This window comes from Gemmatimonadaceae bacterium (assembly GCA_020852815.1).
Taxonomy (GTDB): domain Bacteria; phylum Gemmatimonadota; class Gemmatimonadetes; order Gemmatimonadales; family Gemmatimonadaceae; genus SCN-70-22.
Window position 1 is genome coordinate 24,498 of sequence record JADZAN010000002.1, and the last position, 21,419, is coordinate 45,916.

Below are 21,419 nucleotides of genomic sequence, written 5' to 3' on the forward strand. Positions count from 1 at the left end.
TCGGCAAAGACTCCAACTCAGGGCAGCGCAAACGCGACGTACGATCCCCCGCTCGGCGCCCCGTTCTTCCCCCCGCCGCAGGCAATTACGATGTACTGCTTCCCGTTCACCATGTAGGTCGAAGGCGTCGTGTTTCCCGCGGCCGGGAGCGCCCCTTCCCAGAGAAGCTTCCCGTTCGATTTGTCGAACGCACGGATCTTGTTGTCGTAAGTGGTGGCGGCGATGATGAGGAGCCCGTTCTCGGTGACGATGGCGCCGCCGTAGTTGTCGCTTCCGGTGTTCGTGAGCCCTTGTTCGGCGAGCTTGGGGTACTCGCCGAAGGGGATGGACCACTTGGTCTCGCCAGAGTTGAGGTCGATCGCGGAGAGCGTCCCCCATGGCGGCTCGATGGCGGGGTACCCTTCGTGGTCGAGGAAGATGTCGAAGGTGGTATTGCGGTACTTGAGGAAGGTGGGGAGGTCGCGCGGCATCAGCGTGGGCGCCTTGCCGCTGATGAGGTACTCGGTCAGTTGCGCGATGCCGCTGTCGCCTAACGCCGTGGCGAAGGCCGGCATGCGACCGGTGCCGGCACGGATGGCGTTGGAGACCTGCTCGCGCGTGAGGCGCTTGGCGACGCCGGTGAGCGTCGGCCCAATGGGGGTGCTCCTGGCCCCGTGACACTCGGCGCAGTAGGCGCCAAAGAGCGAGTTGGTCTCGCGCGGGACGATCTTGAGGATCCATCCCATCTCATTGGCGTTGACGTAGAGCATTCCCGTCTTTGGGTCAAACGCCGGGCCGCCATACTCGCCGCCGCCGTCGACACCGGGGAAGATGATGATCCCCTTTGTGTTGGGCGGCGTCCACGGGTCGGGGGTGGGATTCTCCCTGAAGAGCTTGAGGGCCGCCGCGTGCGCTTCCGGTGTGCGCCTGGTGAGCATCGCCTCCGTCAGCTGCTGCCGGGCGAACGGCTTGGGGAGGGTGGGGAAGCGCTGCGAATCGGCGGTTGCCTCGCCATCGAGGATGGCGGGCGGCATCTTGCGCCACTCGCTGGGGAAGAGCTCGGCGCCGGTGTCGCGATCGAGGAGCCAGACGTGCCCGGTCTTGGTGATCTGGGCGACGGCGTCGACCGGGCGTCCGTTGCGGCGGACGGTGACGAGCGTGGGCGCCGCCGGAAAGTCGCGGTCCCACAGGTCGTGCCTGAGCCCCTGGAAGTGCCATTTGCGCGCCCCGGTGCTGGCGTCGAGCGCTACGATGGAGTTGGCGAAGAGGTTGTCGCCGAGCCGGTTGGCGCCGTAGAAGTCAAACGACGCGGAGCCGGTGGCGAAGAAGACCATTCCGCGTTGCTGGTCCACGGTGACGCCACTCCAGGCGTTGGCGCCGCCGGCGACCTTCCACGCCTCGGGCGACCAGGTCTCGTAGCCGGCCTCACCGGGGTGCGGGATGGTGTGGAACGACCAGCGGATCTTCCCGCTCTTCACGTCATAGGCGCGGATGTCGCCCGGCGCCGAAGGGAGCGCCTCGGGGACGGCGGTCCCGATGATGAGCATGTCCTTGTAGACGGCGCCTGGAGTGCTGGCGCTCACCGAGAGCCCCTCGACGGGGCGGCCGAGCCCCTCGCGCAGGTCGACCCATCCGCTGTCATTCCCCCAGCCGGCGGCCTTCTGTCCCGTCGCGGCGTCGAGCGAGAAGAGCCGATAGCGATAGTTGAAGTAGACGCGCCCGTCGTGCACCACGACGCCGCGATAGCGGATGCGCGGCCCGGTGAACTTTCCGTTGGTAGGGTCGAACGACCAGAGTTCCTTCCCCGTGGCGGCGTCGAGCGCGAAGGCGCGCTGCGTTGGCGACATCGCGTACAGCACGCCGCCCACGATGATGGGATTGGATTGCATCTCCGACCCCTCGAAGGCGTCCTTCGTGTCGTACGTCCACGCGACGCGGAGCTGCGCAACGTTGGCCGGGGAGATCTGCGCCAACGTGGTGTAGTGGGTCTTGGCGTCGCTCCCCTGGTAGACGGGCCAATCGACGTTCCGCGGGGCGCTGGTACAGGCGAGCGCGAGAACGAGGGCGCTGGCGGCCCAGGGCGAGAGCGGGAGGCGAAGCGGCATGCGGCCAATGGGCGGAGGGGTGTGCCCAATGCTGGCATTCGGTGCGCCGTCGCTCAAGGGGCGCGGCGCGTACCAAGGTCTGGTCTTTTCACCACAGAGAACGCAGAGTCTCACGGAGGAATTCGGGAATCGTGGGCAGGTGCTGCGCGCGAGCCCTCCACTCGTCCTCCGTGCAACCCCGTGTTCCCTGTGGTGAAGGAACTGCGTAGTCGATGTTGCAGCTGCCGCCAACAACTCCGCGCCCGCGCGTGCCACGCCTCTCGTCCGTGAACCCCGATCGGCCACCTCTAACGCCCGTGCTCCTCGTCCTGATGGGCGTTGCCGGCGCCGGCAAGAGCACGGTCGGCGCTGCACTCGCCAGCGCGTTGGGCGTCGAGTTCGTCGAGGGAGACGACTTGCACCCGGCGGAGAATCGCGCGCGCATGTCCGCGGGAATCCCGCTCACCGATGCGGACCGCGCCGGTTGGCTGCGGACGCTCGCCGAGCAGCTCGCCCAGGCGCACAGGGAGGGGCGTGGGCTCGTGGTCGCCTGCTCGGCGCTCAAGCGCGCCTATCGCGACGTGCTGCGCGCGGGTGCGCCGGTGCGCTTTGTCTTCCTCGACGGCGACCGCTGGCTCATCGCCGAGCGACTCGAGCGGCGCCGCGGGCACTTCATGCCGCCCGCGCTCCTCGATTCCCAGTTCGCGACCCTCGAGGCACCCGCGCCTGACGAGGCGGCGTGGCGCTTCGATGTCTCGACTCCGCCTGACGAGATCGCCCTCGAAGTGGTGGCGCGTCTCGTGAAGGCGGCGGCCAACGCACGTGGCGACGCCCGATGACCGCTGACACGCGTCTGCTCCTCTACGCGCTGGGGGCCGTTGTGGCCCTCATCGTCTTCATCGCCCGCTTCAAGCTGCACCCGGTCGTCGTCCTCGTCCTCGTCTCGCTGGGGATGGGGATCGCCGCGGGGATGCCGCTCCCGGCGGTCCTCAAGTCCTTCCAGGACGGCGTGGGCGGCGTGCTCGGATTCATTGCCACCGTCGTTGCACTGGGGACGATGCTGGGAAAGATGATGGCGGAGAGTGGTGGCGCGACGCGCATCGCCATGACGCTCATCGCGCGACTCGGCGAGCATCGGCTGCACTGGGCGATGATGTGCGTTGCGTTCATCGTCGGGATCCCCGTCTTCTTCCAGGTAGGCTTTGTCCTCCTCATCCCGCTCGTCTTCACCATGGCGACGCGCACCGGGATGCCGCTCCTCAAGATCGCGCTCCCGCTGGTGGCGGCGCTCTCGGTGGTGCACGGGCTGGTCCCACCGCACCCGGCGGCCATGCTGGCGGTGGACACATTCCACGCCGATCTCGGTCGCACGATCCTGCTCGCCCTTGTCGTCGGGTTGCCCACCGCGGCAATGGCCGGTCCGATCTTCGGAACGTGGGTCGCCCCGCGTATCAGAATCAACCCGGACAACAAGCTGGCCATGCAGCTGGCGGGCCGAGTGCACGGGACGATGCCGGGCTTCGCGATCACCGTCTTCACGGTGCTGGTCCCGGTGTTCCTGATGCTGGTGGCGAGCGCGGCGGCGGTGACGCGTCCGCCGGGCGATCACTGGCGCGCGCTCGCCGAGTTTCTCGGTCACCCGATCGTCGCCCTGCTCCTCGCCCTGCTTTTTTCCTTTTGGTCGCTGGGACGCGCAACACGCTTCACGCGCGAGCAGCTGTCGGCCTTCACCAACGAGTGCCTGGCGCCCACGGCGACAATCATCCTCGTCATTGGCGCCGGCGGTGGCTTCAATCGCGTGTTGAGCGACAGCGGGGTGGGGAAGGCGATCGCCGCGGTTGCCATCGGCACGCAGGCGTCGCCGCTCGTCCTCGCCTGGTGCATTGCGGCGTTGATCCGCATCGCGACAGGGTCGGCGACGGTAGCGATGACGACCGCCGCGGGAATCGTCGCGCCCATCGCGGCCACGATCCCGGGGACGAGTCCTGAACTACTGGTGCTGGCGACGGGTTCCGGATCGCTCATGCTGTCGCACGTGAATGACTCGGGCTTCTGGTTGGTGAAGGAGTTCCTGAACCTGACGGTTGCCCAGACGCTACGCACCTGGACCGTGGCCGAGTCGATTGTCGGCGTGGTGGGGCTCGCGCTGACGATGCTGCTGAGCCTCATCGTGTGAGACGACGAAACGACCTGCAGTGCGTGACGCGTCGGCGAACGCTCGCGGCGCCGCATCCGTGCGGCTTCACGTCGGGTCGTTCCACCCTCCCACGTCGATCGTCAGCTGCTGCGCGCGCGCCGGGCCCCAACTCCCGGGTTGATACGGCTCCGGTTCGCGCCCTGTACTCACCAGCGGGTCCACGATTCCCCACGCCGCCTCCACGGCATCCTGGCGCGCGAAGAGCGTAGCGTCTCCGTGCATGGCGTCGCCGATGAGGCGTTCGTACGCGTCCATCTCGTCGGCGCGTTTCTCGCGCACGAGGCTCAGCTCGACCGGCTCTCCTTCCATTGCCTCGCCGGGACGCTTGGCGCTCACGCCAATGCCAATGCCGACGGTAGGGCCAAGGCGGAGGCGCACGGTGTTTCCCATGACCGGTGCCGCCTCATGGAAGACGACGCTCGGCGGTGCCTTGAACTCCACGAGCACTTCCGTCACCGACCGTGCCAGGCACTTGCCGGCGCGCACGAAGATCGGGACGCCGGCCCAGCGCCACGAGTCGACGCGCAGCTGGATGGCGGCGTATGTAGGCACGCGCGAATCCGGCGCGACGCCGGGCTCGGTGCGATAGCCGTCGAACTGTCCCAGCACCAGGTGCTCGGGGTCCAGCGGCGGAATGGAGCGCAGCACCTTGGCCTGCTCGTCGCGAATCGCTTCCGCGTAGGCCGATGTGGGCGGCTCCATGGTCAGGAAGCCAACGACCTGCAGCAGGTGGTTCTGGATCACGTCGCGAATGACGCCGGTTTCCTCGTAGAACTTCCCGCGTCCCGCCACGCCGAACGACTCGGCCAGGGTGATCTGGATGTTCTCGACGTAATGCCGGTTCCACACCGGCTCCAGGAAGGCGTTGGAGAAGCGGAAGTAAAGGATGTTCTGCACCGCCTCCTTCCCCAGGTAGTGATCGATGCGGAAGACGGCCGACTCGTCGAAGCGCGCGTGCAGCGTGGCATTGAGGGCGCGCGCCGAGGCGAGGTCGCGGCCGAACGGCTTCTCGACCACCACGCGGGCGCCCTGCGCGCACCCGGCCTCGCCGAGCCCCTCGATGACGTTGGCGAAGAGCGACGGCGGGATGGCGAGATAGTGCAGGGGGCGCGCCGCCGAGCCTAACGCGGCGCGGAGCTGCTGGTAGGTGGCGGCGTTGGTGTAGCTGCCGCGCACGTACTGCAGTCGCTGGACGAGCGTGGCGAAGGCGCGGTCGTCGACACCGCCGCCGAACTCGGTGATGCTGGCCCGCGCCCGTTCGCGGAGCTGCTGCAGCGTCCAGTCCGACGAGGCGACGCCGATGACCGGGACATCGAGCGCCCCGCGCCTGGCCATGGCGTGCAGTGCGGGGAAGATCTTCTTGTAGGCGAGGTCGCCGGTGACGCCAAAGAAGACCAGCGCGTCGGAGAGCACCCCGTTCATGGCGCCTGCTTCTCCAGGTGCCCGCCGAAGGCGAGGCGCATCGCCGACAGCAGGCGGTTGGCGAAGTCATCCTCGCCGCGCGAGGCGAAGCGGGAAAAGAGCGCGCTGGCAATGACCGGCGCCGGCACGGCGAGGTCGTTGGCCGCGGCGAGCGTCCAGCGCCCTTCGCCCGAATCGGAGACGCGCCCGGCGAAGTTCGCGAGCTGGCCGTCAGATGCAAGCGCCTGCGCCGTGAGGTCGAGCAGCCACGACGAGACCACGCTCCCGCGCCGCCACAGCTCGGCGATTTCCCCCAGGTCGAAGTCGTACTGATAGTGCTCGGGATGGCGGAGCGGCGTCGTCTCGGCGTCGTGCTCCTGCCCCGAGCGTCCGCGCCCCGCGTGCTGCAGCACGTTGAACCCCTCGGCGAAGGCGGCCATCATCCCGTACTCGATCGCGTTATGCACCATCTTCACGAAGTGGCCGGCGCCGTGCGGGCCGCAGTGCAGGTAGCCGAGCTGGGCGGTGCGCGCGTCGGTGGTGGAGCGTCCGGGGGTGGGTGGTGCGGCCGCTGCACCGGGGGCCAGGGTGACGAGGAGCGGGGCCAGGTGCCTAACGACATCTCCCTCGCCGCCCACCATGAGACAGTAGCCGCGCTCGCGCCCCCACACTCCGCCGCTCACCCCGGCGTCCACGTAGTGCACCCCGCGCGCGGCCAGGCGCGGCGCGCGCGCGATGTCGTCCTGGAAGTTCGAGTTCCCCCCATCGACGACGATGTCGCCCGGCGACAAGAGCGGGAGCAATGCGTCGAGCGTGGCATCGACGACGCCTGCCGGTACCATGATCCAGATGGCGCGCGGCATCGGGAGCGAAGCGACCAGGGCGTCGAGCGAACGTGCGCCGACTGCCCCGTCGCGCTCGAGCGCGGCGATGGCCGCCTCTGCGCGGTCGTGTGCCACGCAGCGATGTCCCCCCGCCAGCAGCCGTCGCACCATGTTGGCCCCCATGCGCCCCAGGCCGATCATCCCGATATCCATGTCGCGCACTCATCCTGAAAGAGAGTCGGCGGTGCTCACGCTCTCGGTGGCCTCGCCGGTAGTTTTCAGCGCCCAATATGTCATCGGACAGCGGGAGGGGGGAAAGTCATGATGTTACAACGTCGCGGGATCGTGGTCGGCGAGGTTGAGCAGCTACGCCAGCGGCTGCGTGCCCTCGTGAGGCAGGCGGGCGAAGGCGCCGCGGCCGAGGGGCGACGATGGTCGATGGCAATCCCCGGGGGCTCCGTCGTCACGCAGCTCCTCTCGGCGATGCGCCCAGACGACGCGCCATGGAATGGCTGCGACCTGTTCTGGGTCGATGAGCGCGCCGTTCCATGGGCTGCTCCCGACTCCAACTATGCCCTCGCGCGCGCGCAGTGGCTCGATGCGCTCGCCCATACCGCGATGCGATTGCACCCGATCCCCGTCGACGCGCCCACGCTCCAGGCGTGCGCGGCCGCCTACGAGGGGACGCTGGCGTCGGTGCTGGGCGCGCAAGCGATACTCGACCTGGTGATCGTGGGAGTGGGAGAAGACGGGCACGTGGCCTCGCTCTTTCCGGGAGACGAGGGAGCGCTTGCATCGCCGCGCCTCGCGATCCCGGTGCCATGCGCGCCCAAGCCGCCGCCGCGTCGCATCTCGCTCACGCTGCGCACACTGACGGGGGCGCGGCGGGTGGTGGTGGCCGCCTTTGGCGCGAGCAAGGCTCTGGCGATGCGCGCCGCACTGCACGAGGGGAAGTGGGAGCTTCCGATCACCAGGCTCCTGCGAGACGCCGCGCGCGTGGATGTTCTCCTGGACCGGGCGGCGGCTGGCGAGGATTGATCGCAAGGCGGGCGTTGCCCACCCGCGCTCCATCGGTACTTCGTCCGTGTCCCGTGCCGCGTTAGGCATGCAGGGCAGTCTGCGGCGCGCAATCGCGGAAAGTCGGGGCGTTGCGGTCGCGCTGGCGGCAAGGCGCTGGCGCGCGCGCGTTTCGCGAGGCAACGTGGAGTCATCCCTTCCCACATCGACTTCATGCACGCCATCCGCATCTCGGCCACGCGCGCCATCGTCGCTACCGCCTTTGCCCGTGTGGTGCGCTCGCAGCTGCGGCGCGCGCTGGCAGCGCTCGCCCTCATGCAGCTCTTCTTCGTTCCGCGCGCGGTGCTCGCGCAGCAACAGGCTGCCGAGGCACCGGCATCGGGGGGCCGCTTCCAGACGCGCCCCGCCGTGACGGGGCTCAATGGCGTCGTCGCGGCGGGGCATCCCGTGGCGTCGGGGGCGGGGCTTCGCATCCTGATGCAGGGGGGAAACGCCTTCGACGCGGCGGTTGCGGTGGGCGCGGCGGCGGCGATGGGCGAGCCCGAGATGAACGGGATTGGCGGCAACGGCTTCATGACGATCTTCCACAAGGCGAGCGGGAAGGTCTGGTCGCTGTCGATGACTGGTGCCGCGCCCCGGGCGCTCGCGCCTGGCGACATGACGCCGGCGACGCTCAACGCGGGGATGAAGGCGGGGATCGTTCCCGGGAACCTGGGAGGATACCTGGCGCTGCTGCAGCGCTTCGGATCCAAGTCGTTAGGCGAGGTGCTGGCGCCGGCCATCGAGCTCGCCGAGCAGGGGTATCCGCTCGATCGCCTCACCGCGCAGTCGATCGATCGCGGGAAGGGGAACCTGTCGCGCTACCCGACCACCTCGGCGCTCTTCCTGCCTGGTGGCGCCCCGATCAAGGCGGGGGAGTTGTATCGTAACCCCGACTACGCGGCCACGCTGCGCAAGCTGGTGGAGGCAGAGCGGAAGGCACGAGGGCGCGGCGCGTCTCGGAGTGCGTCGATCCAGGCGGCGTTCGACCGCTTCTACAAGGGCGACATTGCGCAGGAGATCGACCGCTTCTTTCGCGAGAACGGCGGGATCCTCACCGCGGCTGACCTTGCCGCGTACACGCCGGAGTGGACGGCACCGTTGCACACGACGTATCGCGGCTTCGACGTGTACTCCAACCCCTCGACGTCGCGCGGTGGCTTCGAGGTGCTGATGCAGGCCAACCTCGTGGAAGGGTTCGACCTGTCGAAGGGGGGCGCCGAGTCGTGGCATGCGCAGATCGAGGCCATCAAGGTCGCGAAGGCCGACATCTACCGGTACGTCGCCGACCCGTCGTTCCATCGGGTGCCCGCTGACGGGATGCTGTCCAAGGACTACGCCGCGGCGCGCCGCGCCCTCATCGATCCGGCGCGCTCGGGCGGCTATCCTGCCGCCGGCGTGCCGCCGGGGGCACCGTCGGGCGCAACGCCTGGCGCCGCACTGCCGGGCGCGGGCGGGCCGGTCTTCGACGAACGCTATGATGGCGAGTTGCACACCACGTCGTTCTCCGTGGTGGACAAGGCGGGGAACGCGGTGGGCGTGACGCCGACGTTAGGCGGGCTGTTCGGCAACAACGTGGTGGTGGGGCGGACCGGGCTCCTCCTCAACAACGGGATGCGCATCGGCTCGACGTCGCCGTATCCCACCGACGTGAACTACGTGGCGGCGGGAAAGATCCCGATCCTCAACAATGCGCCCGTCGTGGTCCTCAAGGATGGCGCGCTGCGCTTCGTCTTCGGGACGCCGGGTGGCGAGACGATTGGGCAGACCGAGTTCCAGGTCCTCGTGCGCCTGGTCGACGAGCGGCTCCCGGTACAGGAGGCCATCGAGGCGCCGCGCTTCGTCCTCGACGCAGACCCTAACTTCTACAAGCCGGGCGCGGCCGTCGAAGTGCGCATCGAGGGGCGGGCCAACGCCGACGAGATCGCCGCGCTGCGGGCCAGGGGGCACAAGGTCACCGTCCTCCCGGGGTGGGGGAGCCTTGGACACATGCAGGTCATCGCCGTCGACCCACGCACGGGTCGCCTCATTGCCGGTGCCGACCCGCGTCGCACGGGGTACGCGATGGGGTTCTGAGTGCGCGAGGCGGGCACTCGTTGCAACGCTCTGTCCTGAAGAGCTTTTCACACGGAGAGGAACCGATACGCAGAGGTCCACCCCGAATCGGGGTGGACCTCCGCGACGTGCACCTGGCCTTGCGCCCGCGCCTAACGGTAGATGAAGGCGCCGAGTTCGGTGGGGTGGACGCTGCGCGTGAATCGGTCGGCGTCCTGGTTCAGCGGATCGCCGCCGATGGCGCGACGGATGGCCGGGCTCGTCGATCGCAGGTGGAAGTCGTTCGAGCCGGGGAAGACGAAGAGCGGATCGACCTTGATGGGACGCGAGCCAAGCTTCTCGGGTGCCCATGTCGACTTCCCCACCGGGTAGACGACGTTGTTGTCGATTACCGCGTTCGTCGCGCTGGCGGCGCTCTCCATCACCGTCGTCGCATTCTGGTACGAGATGTTGTCGTGAATCCGCGAGTTACGGATGTTCGTGGTCTCGACGCGGATCCCGGTCCCGTAGTCGCCACACCCCCACAGCTTGCAGTACGGCGGCTTGTTGGCGGTATAACCGTTGTAGCTCGTCGTGTTGCCGTAGATCGCGATGTTCTCGCGCAACCCGTTCTTGCCGTAGCCGCTGATCTCGATCCCGTCGTAGCCGTTGCGGTACACCAGGTTGTCATGGACGCGCACGTTGCGCACGGTCCCGCCCTCCTCGGAGGCGATGGTGATTCCCGCTGCGGTGTTCCAGACGCGATTGCCCGCGACCTCGACATCCTCCAGCGTCTTGTCCCACGCATCGATGTAGATGCCCAGCTGCACCAGGTTCCACACCTTGTTGTAGCGCACGTAGCCGTGCTTCGACGCCTCCTTCACGTCGATCCCCTCGCCGCCGCCGGGCTGCACCGACGAACCGGTCTGCCGCGCATCGTGCACCAGGTTCTCCGCGACGTCGAAGGTGTCGACGCTCACGATCGAGATCCCCTCCTGGCAGGTGATGCCGCGACCGTACGCTCCCAGGTAGCAGAAGTTGGAGAAGTCGTTGTTGTAGACCTTGATGTTGTAGCTGCTGAGCGCGTACAGCGCCGAGGCGCCTGACGTGGTGCTCGTGACTCCCTGCACCGTGACGCGGTTGGCCGACTGGATCATGACGCCGAAGAAGCCCGAGTTCTGCAGCGTGAGCCCGGTGACGACCACGTTGGTGGAGTTCTTCACATTGACGAGCCCACTCCACAGGAGCGACTTCCCGGTCGGGTCCCTGAGAATCGCCGCGCCGTTGCCACGCAGGACGAAGGGCGCGGCCGGCGTCCCGAACTTCTTCTGGATCAGGACGCCGGTGGTGAGCGCGTACGTTCCAGCCTGCACCACGACGGTGTCGCTGGCGGCCGCTCTGTTCACCCCCTTCTGCACGGTGCGGAACGGAAGCGTGGCCGTCCCCGGATTGGCGTCGCTCCCGTTAGGGGCGACATACCAACTACGCGGTGCAGCCGGCGCAACCGCGAGGCTGGCGTCGAGCGATTCGCTGATCGCCGGATCGATTCCCGGGTCGGTGGGCGAGGACGTGTCGCACGCGACGAGCGCGGCGAGGGTGACGACGCCAAGGGCGGTGGCGAGCGGGCGCAACCTGGTCATGTCGAGGCGCATGCTGAGTGTTGAGCGGCAGGAGGCTGAGTACTCTCTGCCTATGACGGCGAGTCGCTGGCTCGCGAAACACCCGCATCGCATCCCTGGCCCGTCCATCCCGCGAGCGGTCGCGCTCGGCAATCTGAAGCGGCTGCGTTCGCCATTCTGTGACCGGTGACCATCGCCCGTGTCGCTCACATCACGTCGACCTCCCGTCGATGCACGCGACGCTTGGACTGTCGGCGCGACCACGGCGAGAGAGCACCCAAAGCGAGCGCGTGGGAGGCGGCGAGCGGGACATTTTGACCGACCTTGACCAGCGGGTTATTGTCTCCGCGCCCCTCCTCGCCTTTCCCTCACCGGCCATGCTGAACCTTCAAGACGCCGCGCAGGTCGCCGAGATCACCACGCGAATTCGTGCGCTACGCCCGGACTCCCCCCGGCAGTGGGGAAAGATGACGGCACCTCAGATGGTGGCGCACTGTTCCATCGCGCTGGAGGCCGCACTCGGCGAACGGCATGTGCCGCGCCTCTTCGTGGGGCGCTTGCTCGGGGGATTCGTGAAGAAGGCCGTGCTGGGCAAGGACGGCCCGTTCGCGAAGAACGCTCCCACCGCCCCGTCGTACGTCGTGGCCGACGAGCGGGACCTGGAGCGCGAGCGCTCGCGCCTGCTCGCGCTCGTCGACCGCTTTGCATCTGGCGGCTCAGGTGCGTGCACGAAGGAACCGCACGCCTTCTTCGGGACGCTCACGCCTGACGAGTGGGCGGTGCTGATGTACAAGCACCTGGATCATCACCTGCGACAGTTTGGCGTGTAGGCGCCATCTCACGGAGCGGACTCATGCAACGCGTAACCGGCATTGGCGGCATCTTCTTCAAGGCGAAGGACCCCGTGGCCCTCCGCGCCTGGTACCAGCAACATCTCGGGATCGACGTGCAAGCGTGGGGTGGGACGGCCTTTCGCTGGGTGGATGCGAATGGCAACGCCTGCAACGGGTCCACGGTGTGGTCCATCATGCCGGACGCGTCGAAGTACTATGCGCCGAGCACCGCGCCCTTCATGGTCAACTACCGCGTGGCCGACCTGCACGCGCTGCTCGCGGCGCTGCGCGCGGAAGGGTGTGCCGTGGACGAGAAGGTCGACGAATCGGACTTCGGGAAGTTCGGCTGGGTGATGGACCCCGAGGGGAACCGCGTGGAGCTGTGGGAACCGCCGGCAGGGGATTGAGCGCGCGCCGGCGACCAGTCGCCAAACGACGCCTACGGCTTCGCCACCACCAGTCCAGCGACCCACTGCTTGAGCCGGCTCCCCTCCGGCTCGAGCGCCGCCGCCGCCTCGAGGTATGCCATCGGGTCGGTGCCTAACGGGAGGGCGAGCTTCTTCCCACGGTGGAGCGCGAACAGCTCGCCCCCTTCCGCCAGCAGCACGGCCTGGCTGGAGCCGTAGGCCGCCGAGAGCCCCACGTCGATGAGCAGCACCTTCCCGCCAAAGCGCGGCATGATGGCCCCCTGCGTCGTGGAGTGACCAATGACGATGTGCCGCACGCCGAACTTGCGCAGTACGCTGTCCACGTGCGCGGCCAGGAGCGTCTCGTCGCCCGTGGCGAGTCCGCGATACCAGAGCGGCCCCTCCTCGTCCTCCGCCATGTTCCCGGGGGGCGGCGTGCCGTTCCCCGAGAGCGCGGTGCGCACCCCGTTGTTGAGGGCGGCGATGGTGGAGTCGACGTACTTGGGCGACACGCCGCCGTGGAGGAAGAGCATGTCGCCCACCTTCACCACCGCGTCGTTCTCCCGGATCCACGTGGCATAGCGGCCGTTCCCCTCGAACGCCAGTCGCTGCTCCACCCACCCTAACGGGTGCTGCGCGAACCACTCCTCGCGGTACGCCGTGTCATCGCGCCGAGCGGAGTCGGAGAGGAGGCGCCAAGCGCGCTCCTGCAGCTTTGGCGAGTTGGAGTTGCGGAAGGCCTCGTACTCGCCGGGATGGACGTAGCGCAGGTCGCCCAGGACGTTCATCGCCTCGTGGTTCCCCACCAGCGGAAGGACGCGCCCACCCGCCTTCCGCGCCTCGGCGGTAAGCGTCATCAGCAGCTCCATCACCTTGCGCGAATCGGGGCCGCGGTCGGGGACGTCGCCCGTCTGCACCAGAGTGGTCGAGCCGCCGATCCAGTGCGCCTTGCCGTCGATCACACCGGCCTGCCGCAGCACGGTGAGGAACTGCCCGTAGTCGCCGTGCACGTCGCCCACCGCCACGAGTCGCGGCGCGGCAGGAAAGACGTCCTGCGTACGGCCTGCACGCGGAAGCGCGCATCCGAGCGTGGCGGCGACGAGGGCGAGAAGGGGACGAAGCAGTCGGGGCATGCGCGCGTGACGTCGAGAGGTCCGGGAGATTCTACCCCGCGTACGATCCCGCGGTAGCAGGGAGCTGGGCCGCGCGCGCGACGCTGACTGGCCACGCCTTGCTCCCGTGGCGAGATTCGCCAAGGTCCGGACCACTCGAGTACGGACGCTCCTCTCCCGAGCGGTGCTGAGTACCTGCTCCGCTTGCACCGCCATCTGTATGGAAGGCTGACCATGACGCACCCCACGCTCGAGCCGCTCGTTGTCCAGTCACGGGATGCGCGCGGCGTCGTGACGCTGATGATGAACCGCCCGTCGCAGTTCAACGCGTTGAGCGAGGCGATGCTCGACGCCTTGCAGCAGGCGCTGGACGCCGTGGCCACCGACGAGACGGCGCGCGTGGTGGTGATCAAGGGGGCGGGGAAGGCCTTCTGCGCCGGTCACGACCTCAAGGAGATGCGCGCCGCCCCCTCGCAGGGCTACTACGAGTCGCTCTTTGCGCAATGTGGGCGGATGATGCTCTCCATCCAGAAGCTCCCCGTCCCGGTCATTGCGCAGGTGCACGGGATTGCCACCGCGGCGGGGTGCCAGCTCGTGGCGATGTGCGATCTGGCGGTGGCGACTGCCGACGCGCGCTTTGCCGTGAGCGGGGTGAACCTGGGGCTGTTCTGCTCCACGCCGAGCGTGGCGCTGTCGCGCAACGTGGGGCGCAAGGCCGCCTTCGAGATGCTCGTCACCGGCGCCTTCATCAGTGCGGAGCAGGCGTTGCAGCGCGGGCTGGTGAACCGCGTGGTGGCCGGCGATGCGCTGGAGATGGAAGTCGAATCGCTCGTTGCCTCGATCGTCGCCAAGCCGCGCGTGGCGGTGTCGATGGGGAAGGCGCTCTTCTATCGCCAGTTGGAGGAAGGGATCGAGCGCGCGTATGCCGACGCCGAACAAACGATGGCGTGCAACATGATGGACGACAGCGCGTTGGAAGGGGTACAGGCCTTTATCGAGAAACGCCCGCCAAAATGGTAGGACGCCGCACGCTGCGCCATGCGAGGAGGCCCGGCCGCCAGCTGCAGCGACCGGGCCTCGCTTCACGTTCACCCCGAAGTTACGGCGTGAACGTTCCCTGCCGCTGGCCGATGCGGTAGAGCGCGCCGTCGACCAAACCACCGTTTGCCGAGATCCACCCGGTCATGGCCACGTTCCAGTTCACCAGGTTGCCGGCAATCGGCCCCCAGGCGTTGTTCCACCCCCCGACGCCGGTGAAGTCGGGGATCGACAGGTCGAGCGACGTCCCGGCGCCGGCGTACGCGGACGACACGGTGATGGTGACCGAACGGCGCGAGGCGGTCGCGGTCTGCGTGAAGGTGGCCGACCAGAAGTCCTGGTAGTCGGCGAGCCGCGCGAACTGCGCGCGGAGCCGCGCGTACGGCGCGTTGGAGATGCTGCTGATGGTTGGTGCGCCGATCGCCGAGCCCAGCGTGACGGTGGGGTTGCTGGGGTCGCGGAAGACCGCCGTGACCGAGCGGATCTGCGTGGCGAGCGAGCCGGCAATGGTCGCGGCGTTGACGGTGAGGGCCTGGACGTCGAGCGGCTGCGTCTTGTTGGAGGGGACGGTCTTGATGTCGAGCACGGAGCCGGTGGTGAGCGTGCTGCTGCCCAGCGATCCGAACGACGTCGTGTTCGTGATGAAGGTGTTGGACGCTGCCACCGTCTCCCCCGCCACGATCCCGTTCACCGTCAGTTGCGTGGTCGCCGGGTCGAAGGCTTCGCTCGCGTTGAAGTCGACCGTGCCCACGGAGCTGAAGTTGGGCGGGTTGATCCCGCGGCGGACATAGATCTTCGTGACGGTGAGCGGATTGCTCAGGTTGGCCGCGTTGAACGCCGAGCGCGTGGCCACGAGGTCGCGCAGGCCGTCGGGGACGCCGCTGATGGTGAAGTTGGGGTTTCCCTGCGTGGGCGAGACTTGCGACATCGCCGACCCCACTCCCACGGTGGCAAAGTCGTTGGCCGACGTGAAGCCGGTCACCGTTCCGTTCACCGTCTTGAGGATGCTCCCCGGGGCCGGGCAGGTCGCGGTCCCCTGCGACGCCAGTTCGGCGCGGCTCCCGTAGGTGACGTTGAGCGTGTAGTTGTCCGGGTTGTTCTGCATGACCACCGCAACGGCGCCGCGCGTCCCGATGTCGAAGGCGTAGCGGTTCCCGGCGCTGAGCGCTACCTGCGTCCACGGCGACGTGGAGCCACCGTCCTGGTAGGCGAACCAGACCGGGAAGCCGGTCGCGGTGCAGAAGGTCCAGACGACGTTACCGCCTGACGAGGCGTTGGTGATGGTGACGGGAATGGTCACCTGCGTGGTGGCGATCCCGTTGCCGCTGGCGGTGACGGTGATGGGATACGTCCCCGTCGCGGCGCTGGCGCCGGCGGCGATGCCTAACGTAGCGCTGTTCCCGGTGGTCTGCGTGGTGGTCATGGTGAGCGTCACGGCGGCCGGGGCGCCGCTGGCCGCGAGGTTCACCGTCCCCGTGAAGTTGGTGCGGGCGATGTTGATCACGGTCGTCGTCCCGCTCCCCGGGGCAATCGAGAGCGCCGCAGGGCTCGCGCTCAGCGCCACGCTCGCGCCGCTGGCCGCCGGTGTGATGGTGAGCGCGACGGTGACAGTCCCCGGTGTGGCCTGGAAGCCGGCGCCCTGCAGCACGACGTTGTACGTCCCCGGTACCGCGGCCGCCGAGGCGACGAAGGTCACGGCGACCGAGTTGCCGCTGACGGGGCCTCCAGGATTGTTGGTGGCGGTGACCCCCGCCGGGAGCCCGGATTGCACCGCGACGACCACCGTCCCGCCAAAGTTGATGCGGGTAATGGCGAGCGTCGTCGTTGCCCCGGTTCCACCCGCCTGCACCGAGAGCGCCGGCGGCGTCGCCGTCAGGGCGATGGAGGGCGCAGCCGCCGCGGTCACGGTGAGCGTGTACGTCGCGGTCACGGCGGTGACGCCGGTCCCGCTCGCCGTCACGATGAGGGGGTACGTTCCCGGCGCGGTGGAGGCGGCGACCGCCACGGCGATGGCATGGCTGTCTCCGTTGCTGCTGACGGCCGGCGTGACGCCGGTCGGCGCCCCGGTCACGGCCACCGTCACCGCGCCCGCGAAGTTGGTGCGCGCCACGGTGGCGGTAAGCGAGACGTTCCCTCCCGCGGCCACGCTCCCCGTCGCGGCGCTGAGCGTCATGGCGATGGCCGGCTTCGCCGTCACCGTCACCGAGACCGTCCCCGTCTGGTCGGTCATCCCGCTCGCCTGCCCTCGCACGACAAACGAGTAATTGCCGGCGACGACTGCCGCCGTGGCGCTCACCGCGAGCGTCACCGAGGTGGCTCCGGCGGCAACGGGGTTGGGGGTAAAGCTCGCCGAGAGCCCGCTGGGGACGTTCTCGGCGCTCAGCGTCACGGCGCCGGTGAAGGAGCCGCTGCGCGCGATCGTTGCCGTGACCGAACCGCTGGCGCCCTGCTCCACGGAGAGCGTGGACGAGGAGAGCGTGAGGGTGAAGCCGCCCTGCGTGACAGGGGGGTTGGGTGACGTGCCGTCGCCGCCGCCGCAAGCGGCGATGAGGGCAAGGGACGCGAGCAGCGAAGCGAACGATCGATGGCGAAGCACGGGACCTCCTGCGTTCGGTGGGGGTGGCCCGCCATTACCGGACAGGGCCGTCGCTGCCCGCATTGCGCAGAAGTGCGTCGCGAACGCGCACGCGGGCCCGACCAGGTCGTCGGGCCCGCGTGTGGATGGCGCGCTACTCCGTCGTTGCGGCCTCCGTGACCGCCCGCGCGCTCACGGCATGCAGGTGAACCCCGCGTGCGCAAAGTGCGCGTCGAGCGTGAGGACGTGCGTGAGCTTGCGCGCGCGCATCACTTCGAAGCTCACCGCGTCGGTAAGGCTCACGCGCTGGTCGGCAAAGCGCCGCAGCCAGCGATCGATCGCCGTGCGCTCGAGGCGTGCGTCGACGTACACGACCTGGTGCGACGGGTCCTGTTCCAGTGAGTCGAGGAATCGCAGCGCCTCCCCCACGCCGCGCGCGCGCGAGATGAGGATCTGCATCTCGGCGACGACGAGGTTGGTCGTGATGAGCGGTACCTCGCGCTCCATCCACCCCCGGTAAGCGGCGAGGGCGCCTGCATGATGGCTCTCACGCGGGCTCAGCGCGGCGAACCACCCTGCCGTGTCGAGGAAGGCTCCCTTCACCGCTGCCTGGTGCCGCGCTCTGCCACGCGAAGGACCTTTCCGCGCGCTGCCGTCGCCGGCGTGTCCGGCGTGGCCGGCGCTGGCTCAGACGGGCGATAGCTCTCGGCCAGGATGGTGTCGTGGTCGGCGGCCATCGCGGCTGGCCAGGTGGCGGTATCGGAGGCAGCGCTCTCGGCGACGAAGCGGTACATGGGGCTGTGTCCTCCCACCTGCGCGGCGAGGCTTCGCAGCCCCCGGCGCAGGACTTCGGCCTTGGGGAGTGCGAGTTGGTCGGAGAGGCGCGCCAGGAGGGCGCTGTCGGCGCTCTCGAGGTACACCTGCACCGGTTCGCGCACGGCGCGCGAGGAAGTTGCATGCTTTGACATGCATGTACGCTAACAGCCATTGTGCATGTACGCAATAGCATGCACAGCACCGCGGGGCGGCTGTGCCCGCGCCCCCGCGCCAGGCGACCCTAACCGGCCAGCACTGGCAACCGCCGGATCTTCTCCTCCCACTCCCTGGGGCCGGTCTCGTGCACGTTGTTCCCGGCGGCATCGACGGCGACCGTCACCGGCATCTCGCGCACGTCGAACTCGTAGATCGCTTCCATGCCCAGGTCGGCAAACGCGACGACACGCGCGGAGCGGATGGCCTTGGAGACGAGATATGCGGCGCCGCCAACCGCCATCAAGTACGCCGCCTTGTGCTTGCGAATCGCCTCGAGTCCCGTCGGGCCGCGCTCCGACTTGCCGATCATCGCGATCAGCCCGGTCCGGGCGAGCATCATCTCGGTGAACTTGTCCATGCGCGTCGCCGTCGTGGGTCCGGCGGGGCCCACGGCCTCGTCGCGCACCGGGTCCACCGGGCCCACGTAGTAAATCACGCGGTTGGTGAAGTCGACCCCCTCGGGGAGCGATTCGCCCTTGGCAAAGAGGTCGGCGATGCGCTTGTGCGCGGCGTCGCGCCCGGTGAGGAGCTTGCCGTTGAGCAAGAGGCGATCGCCCGCCTTCCACGTCGCCACCACCTCGGGCGTCAGCGTGTCCAGGTCAACGCGCGTGGCATTGGCGTCGGGCTTCCAGGTGACGTCGGGCCAATCCGACAGCTGCGGGATGGGGAGATGGGCAACGCCGGAGCCGTCGAGCGTGAAGTGCGCGTGACGCGTGGCGGCGCAGTTGGGGATCATCGCGATCGGCTTGGACGCGGCGTGCGTGGGATAGTCCCAGATCTTCACGTCCAGCACGGTCGACAGCCCGCCCAGCCCCTGCGCCCCGATGCCTAACGCGTTGATCCTGTCGCACAGCTCGATGCGCAGCTCCTCGATCCTGTTCTGCGGGCCGCGCGCCTTGAGCTGCGCCATGTCGATGTGATCCATCAGCGACTCCTTGGCCAGCACCATCGCCTTCTCGGCCGAGCCGCCGATCCCGATCCCCAGCATCCCCGGGGGGCACCAGCCGGCCCCCATCGTGGGGACCGTCTTGAGGACCCAGTCGACGATCGAGTCGCTGGGGTTGAGCATCGCGAACTTCGTCTTGTTCTCCGACCCGCCCCCCTTGGCGGCGAGCTTCACCTCGACCGTGTTGCCGGGGACGAGCTCGTAGTGCACCACGGCCGGCGTATTGTCGCGCGTGTTCTTCCGTGTGAAGGCCGGGTCGGCGACGATCGAGGCGCGCAGGACGTTGGTCGGTTCGAGGTAGGCGCGGCGCACCCCTTCGTTCACCATCTCCTGCACCGACATCGTCGCGTCCCAGCGCACGTCCATCCCCACCTTGAGGAAGACGACGACGATCCCCGTGTCCTGGCAGATGGGGCGGTGCCCCTCGGCGCACATGCGCGAGTTGGTGAGGATCTGCGCGATGGCATCCTTGGCGGCGGGGGACTGTTCCTTCTCGTAGGCCACGGCCAGCGCCTGGATGTAGTCCAGCGGGTGGTAGTAGGAGATGTGCTGGAGCGCGTCGGCGATGGACTGGATGAAGTCGGCTTGTTTGATGGTCGTCATGGCGCGGAAGTTATGTCGGGAGGGGCGGGGGCGCAGGCAGTGGAATACCGGCGCATGCCGGCCGGCGGAAGCTCGCCGAGGCTTGGCAGACCCGGCAACAGAGCCGAGGCCTGGGTCTCTTGCCCCCTGCCTCGGATCGACGCTACGGTAGGTCGTCCTGCGAATGTCGGCACGACCGGGAACGACAGGCAGCACGCGGTATGCGGTTCCGATGGTGATGATGCTGCTCGTCGTGGGACCTGACTCGTGCGGGCGAGTTGCATCTGGCGACTCGCCCGCGCGTCGCGGAGGTCTTGCGACACCGCCAACCCACCCAAAACGCCGGAGCACCCGTGTGACGAGTCACGTCCGCACTCACCTGCTCGCCCGCCTGACCATCGTGCTGGTGCTCGCGTCGACGGGTGCACACGCACAATCCGTCTGGCACCTCTCTGCGCCAGTGCTCGCGATCGGCGAAACCGACGGCAGCGGGTTCGGGAGTGTCGCCGGTGCGGTTCTTGGTGCCAACGGCGGCGTTATCGCCGCTGACGGGCAGGCACTCGAGCTGCAGTTCTATGACCGCTCGGGGCGACTCACGGCACGATCGGGGAGGCGCGGCGAGGGGCCGGGCGAGTTTCGGTCGATACGGGCGCTGCTGAGGTGCGGAGGAGACTCAGCCTTCGTCTACGACCCCGTGGCCCTGAGGATCTCGATCTTTGCTCCTGACGGTCGATACGTTCGAGCGATCGACCTGCGGAGTACGGGGATCAGCATGCCGCCATACGATGCCTACTGCAATGGCGGCGGCACGCTCGTATTTGTCAACCGTTCACCGTCGCCGCCCGCAGCCATTGGCCCGCGACGCCCAGTGGTGGAACTGACCGCGCTCAGCACGTCGGGCGAAGGCCTGAAGTCGTTGGGAAGCTTCCCGGCCAGCGAGCGATATTTCACCGGACGGGAGGACATGCCTCGACCGCTGGGTGCTCTCACCCTGGTAGCGGCAGGACCATCGTCGATTCATGTCAGCTGGGGTCGGGGTGAAGCGAGAGGGAGTCGAGTCGAGATTCGTAGGGTGCGGGTGGATGGAACGCCAACGCGCTCTGCAACGGTCGAGATTCCCCGCACCAGGGTGACCAACCGTCAAGTGCAGGCGTACATCGAAGCTCGGGCGGAGGCCCAGCGCAACAAGTCGGACGGCGCGCGAGTACGCGCGTTGCTGGAAGCGCTGCGCTTTCCGGATGAGTTCCCACCGCTCGGCCGCATGCTCGTCGGCTCGGGAGGGGAGTTGTGGTTGTCGGAGTACCAACTCCCCGCCGCTGACTCCGTTCGCTGGCACGTGATCGCGCCGGACGGGGCGCCGCGCGCCAGCATGATGCTGCCAGCGTCGTTCGACGTCCTTGACGTGGGAGAGGGATCGCTGCTTGGCACCTGGCGCGACGAATTGGGCGTGACGACTCTCCGCGTACATCGGTTTGGCGCTCGCGATCGAGCTCCGGCGGCGCGACCCGCTCGGAAGCCTCGAGACCTATAGCCCTTCGGTCGCCGACGCCGAGCGCCGAAGCCGCGGCCATCGGAAAACGCGTTCACCACCCGTGCTTGGTTGCGTCGCCGCGTTTCGTCTGCCGCCACGCGAGATGGTACGAATGACCCAATCCAACGCCGACGCCTGGTCGTAGTCTCCTCGCACGGCGCCGCTACGC

At 68.4% G+C, this 21,419-nt stretch carries 17 protein-coding genes; 8 read left to right on the forward strand and 9 right to left on the reverse strand.

The features are described from left to right. Positions 1-17: 17 nt before the first annotated feature. The gene (locus IT359_01215) at positions 18-2,084 is read right to left on the reverse strand and encodes a PQQ-binding-like beta-propeller repeat protein (GenBank protein MCC6927582.1); all 2,067 of its coding nucleotides are present in this window, start codon (positions 2,082-2,084) and stop codon (positions 18-20) included. Positions 2,085-2,296: 212 nt separating this feature from the next. Between IT359_01215 and IT359_01220 the strand changes: the two genes are divergently transcribed. Together IT359_01220 and IT359_01225 are read left to right on the forward strand one after the other, a co-directional pair. Next, positions 2,297-2,902, forward strand: a complete 606-nt coding sequence (locus IT359_01220; protein MCC6927583.1) for a gluconokinase — start codon at positions 2,297-2,299, stop codon at positions 2,900-2,902. After that, complete coding sequence (locus tag IT359_01225) at positions 2,899-4,239, forward strand: hypothetical protein (GenBank protein ID MCC6927584.1); 1,341 nt, start codon at positions 2,899-2,901, stop codon at positions 4,237-4,239. Before IT359_01220 ends, IT359_01225 begins: the two co-directional genes overlap by 4 nt. A gap of 66 nt (positions 4,240-4,305) precedes the next feature. On the opposite strand, the gene zwf is transcribed toward IT359_01225, so the two are convergent. Together zwf and gnd are read right to left on the reverse strand one after the other, a co-directional pair. Beyond that, on the reverse strand, positions 4,306-5,682 hold the full coding sequence (zwf, locus tag IT359_01230; protein MCC6927585.1) for a glucose-6-phosphate dehydrogenase: 1,377 nt from the start codon (positions 5,680-5,682) through the stop codon (positions 4,306-4,308). Next, positions 5,679-6,707 carry a decarboxylating 6-phosphogluconate dehydrogenase gene (gene gnd / locus IT359_01235; protein MCC6927586.1) on the reverse strand — a complete coding sequence of 343 codons (1,029 nt, stop codon included), beginning with the start codon at positions 6,705-6,707 and terminating at the stop codon, positions 5,679-5,681. Before gnd ends, zwf begins: the two co-directional genes overlap by 4 nt. Positions 6,708-6,806: 99 nt before the next feature. Here gnd and pgl point away from each other — a divergent pair, with 99 nt between their 5' ends. Both pgl and IT359_01245 read left to right on the forward strand, forming a co-directional pair. Further along, positions 6,807-7,523, forward strand: coding sequence for a 6-phosphogluconolactonase (pgl, locus tag IT359_01240; protein ID MCC6927587.1), 717 nt, complete (start codon positions 6,807-6,809; stop codon positions 7,521-7,523). 192 nt (positions 7,524-7,715) lie between these two features. After that, positions 7,716-9,617, forward strand: coding sequence for a gamma-glutamyltransferase family protein (locus IT359_01245; protein ID MCC6927588.1), 1,902 nt, complete (start codon positions 7,716-7,718; stop codon positions 9,615-9,617). A 131-nt stretch (positions 9,618-9,748) separates the two neighbouring features. On the opposite strand, the gene IT359_01250 is transcribed toward IT359_01245, so the two are convergent. Next, on the reverse strand, positions 9,749-11,215 hold the full coding sequence (locus IT359_01250; GenBank protein ID MCC6927589.1) for a right-handed parallel beta-helix repeat-containing protein: 1,467 nt from the start codon (positions 11,213-11,215) through the stop codon (positions 9,749-9,751). A gap of 356 nt (positions 11,216-11,571) precedes the next feature. On the opposite strand from IT359_01250, the gene IT359_01255 reads away from it, so the two are divergent. Next, positions 11,572-12,024: a DUF1569 domain-containing protein gene (locus tag IT359_01255; GenBank protein ID MCC6927590.1), complete on the forward strand. Its 453-nt coding sequence runs from the start codon at positions 11,572-11,574 to the stop codon at positions 12,022-12,024. 23 nt (positions 12,025-12,047) lie between these two features. Next, positions 12,048-12,434: a hypothetical protein gene (locus tag IT359_01260; protein MCC6927591.1), complete on the forward strand. Its 387-nt coding sequence runs from the start codon at positions 12,048-12,050 to the stop codon at positions 12,432-12,434. Positions 12,435-12,466: 32 nt separating this feature from the next. Here the strand turns inward: IT359_01260 and IT359_01265 are convergent, their stop codons facing one another. Next, positions 12,467-13,567, reverse strand: coding sequence for a metallophosphoesterase (locus IT359_01265; GenBank protein ID MCC6927592.1), 1,101 nt, complete (start codon positions 13,565-13,567; stop codon positions 12,467-12,469). Between the two features lie 213 nt (positions 13,568-13,780). Between IT359_01265 and IT359_01270 the strand changes: the two genes are divergently transcribed. Continuing rightward, positions 13,781-14,566 (forward strand): enoyl-CoA hydratase, encoded by a 786-nt coding sequence (locus IT359_01270; GenBank protein ID MCC6927593.1) that lies wholly within the window; start codon positions 13,781-13,783, stop codon positions 14,564-14,566. Between the two features lie 79 nt (positions 14,567-14,645). Here the strand turns inward: IT359_01270 and IT359_01275 are convergent, their stop codons facing one another. From IT359_01275 to IT359_01290, 4 genes are all read right to left on the reverse strand, one after another. Beyond that, positions 14,646-17,180, reverse strand: coding sequence for a hypothetical protein (locus IT359_01275; protein MCC6927594.1), 2,535 nt, complete (start codon positions 17,178-17,180; stop codon positions 14,646-14,648). A gap of 171 nt (positions 17,181-17,351) precedes the next feature. Next, positions 17,352-17,762 (reverse strand): type II toxin-antitoxin system VapC family toxin, encoded by a 411-nt coding sequence (locus IT359_01280; protein ID MCC6927595.1) that lies wholly within the window; start codon positions 17,760-17,762, stop codon positions 17,352-17,354. After that, entirely contained in the window at positions 17,759-18,127 is a 369-nt protein-coding gene (locus tag IT359_01285; protein ID MCC6927596.1) for a hypothetical protein, read from the reverse strand. The genes IT359_01280 and IT359_01285 overlap by 4 nt, the downstream gene beginning before the upstream one ends. A gap of 89 nt (positions 18,128-18,216) precedes the next feature. Further along, positions 18,217-19,740 (reverse strand): fumarate hydratase, encoded by a 1,524-nt coding sequence (locus IT359_01290; GenBank protein ID MCC6927597.1) that lies wholly within the window; start codon positions 19,738-19,740, stop codon positions 18,217-18,219. Positions 19,741-20,074: 334 nt separating this feature from the next. On the opposite strand from IT359_01290, the gene IT359_01295 reads away from it, so the two are divergent. Then, positions 20,075-21,250: a hypothetical protein gene (locus tag IT359_01295; GenBank protein MCC6927598.1), complete on the forward strand. Its 1,176-nt coding sequence runs from the start codon at positions 20,075-20,077 to the stop codon at positions 21,248-21,250. Positions 21,251-21,419: the final 169 nt, after the last annotated feature.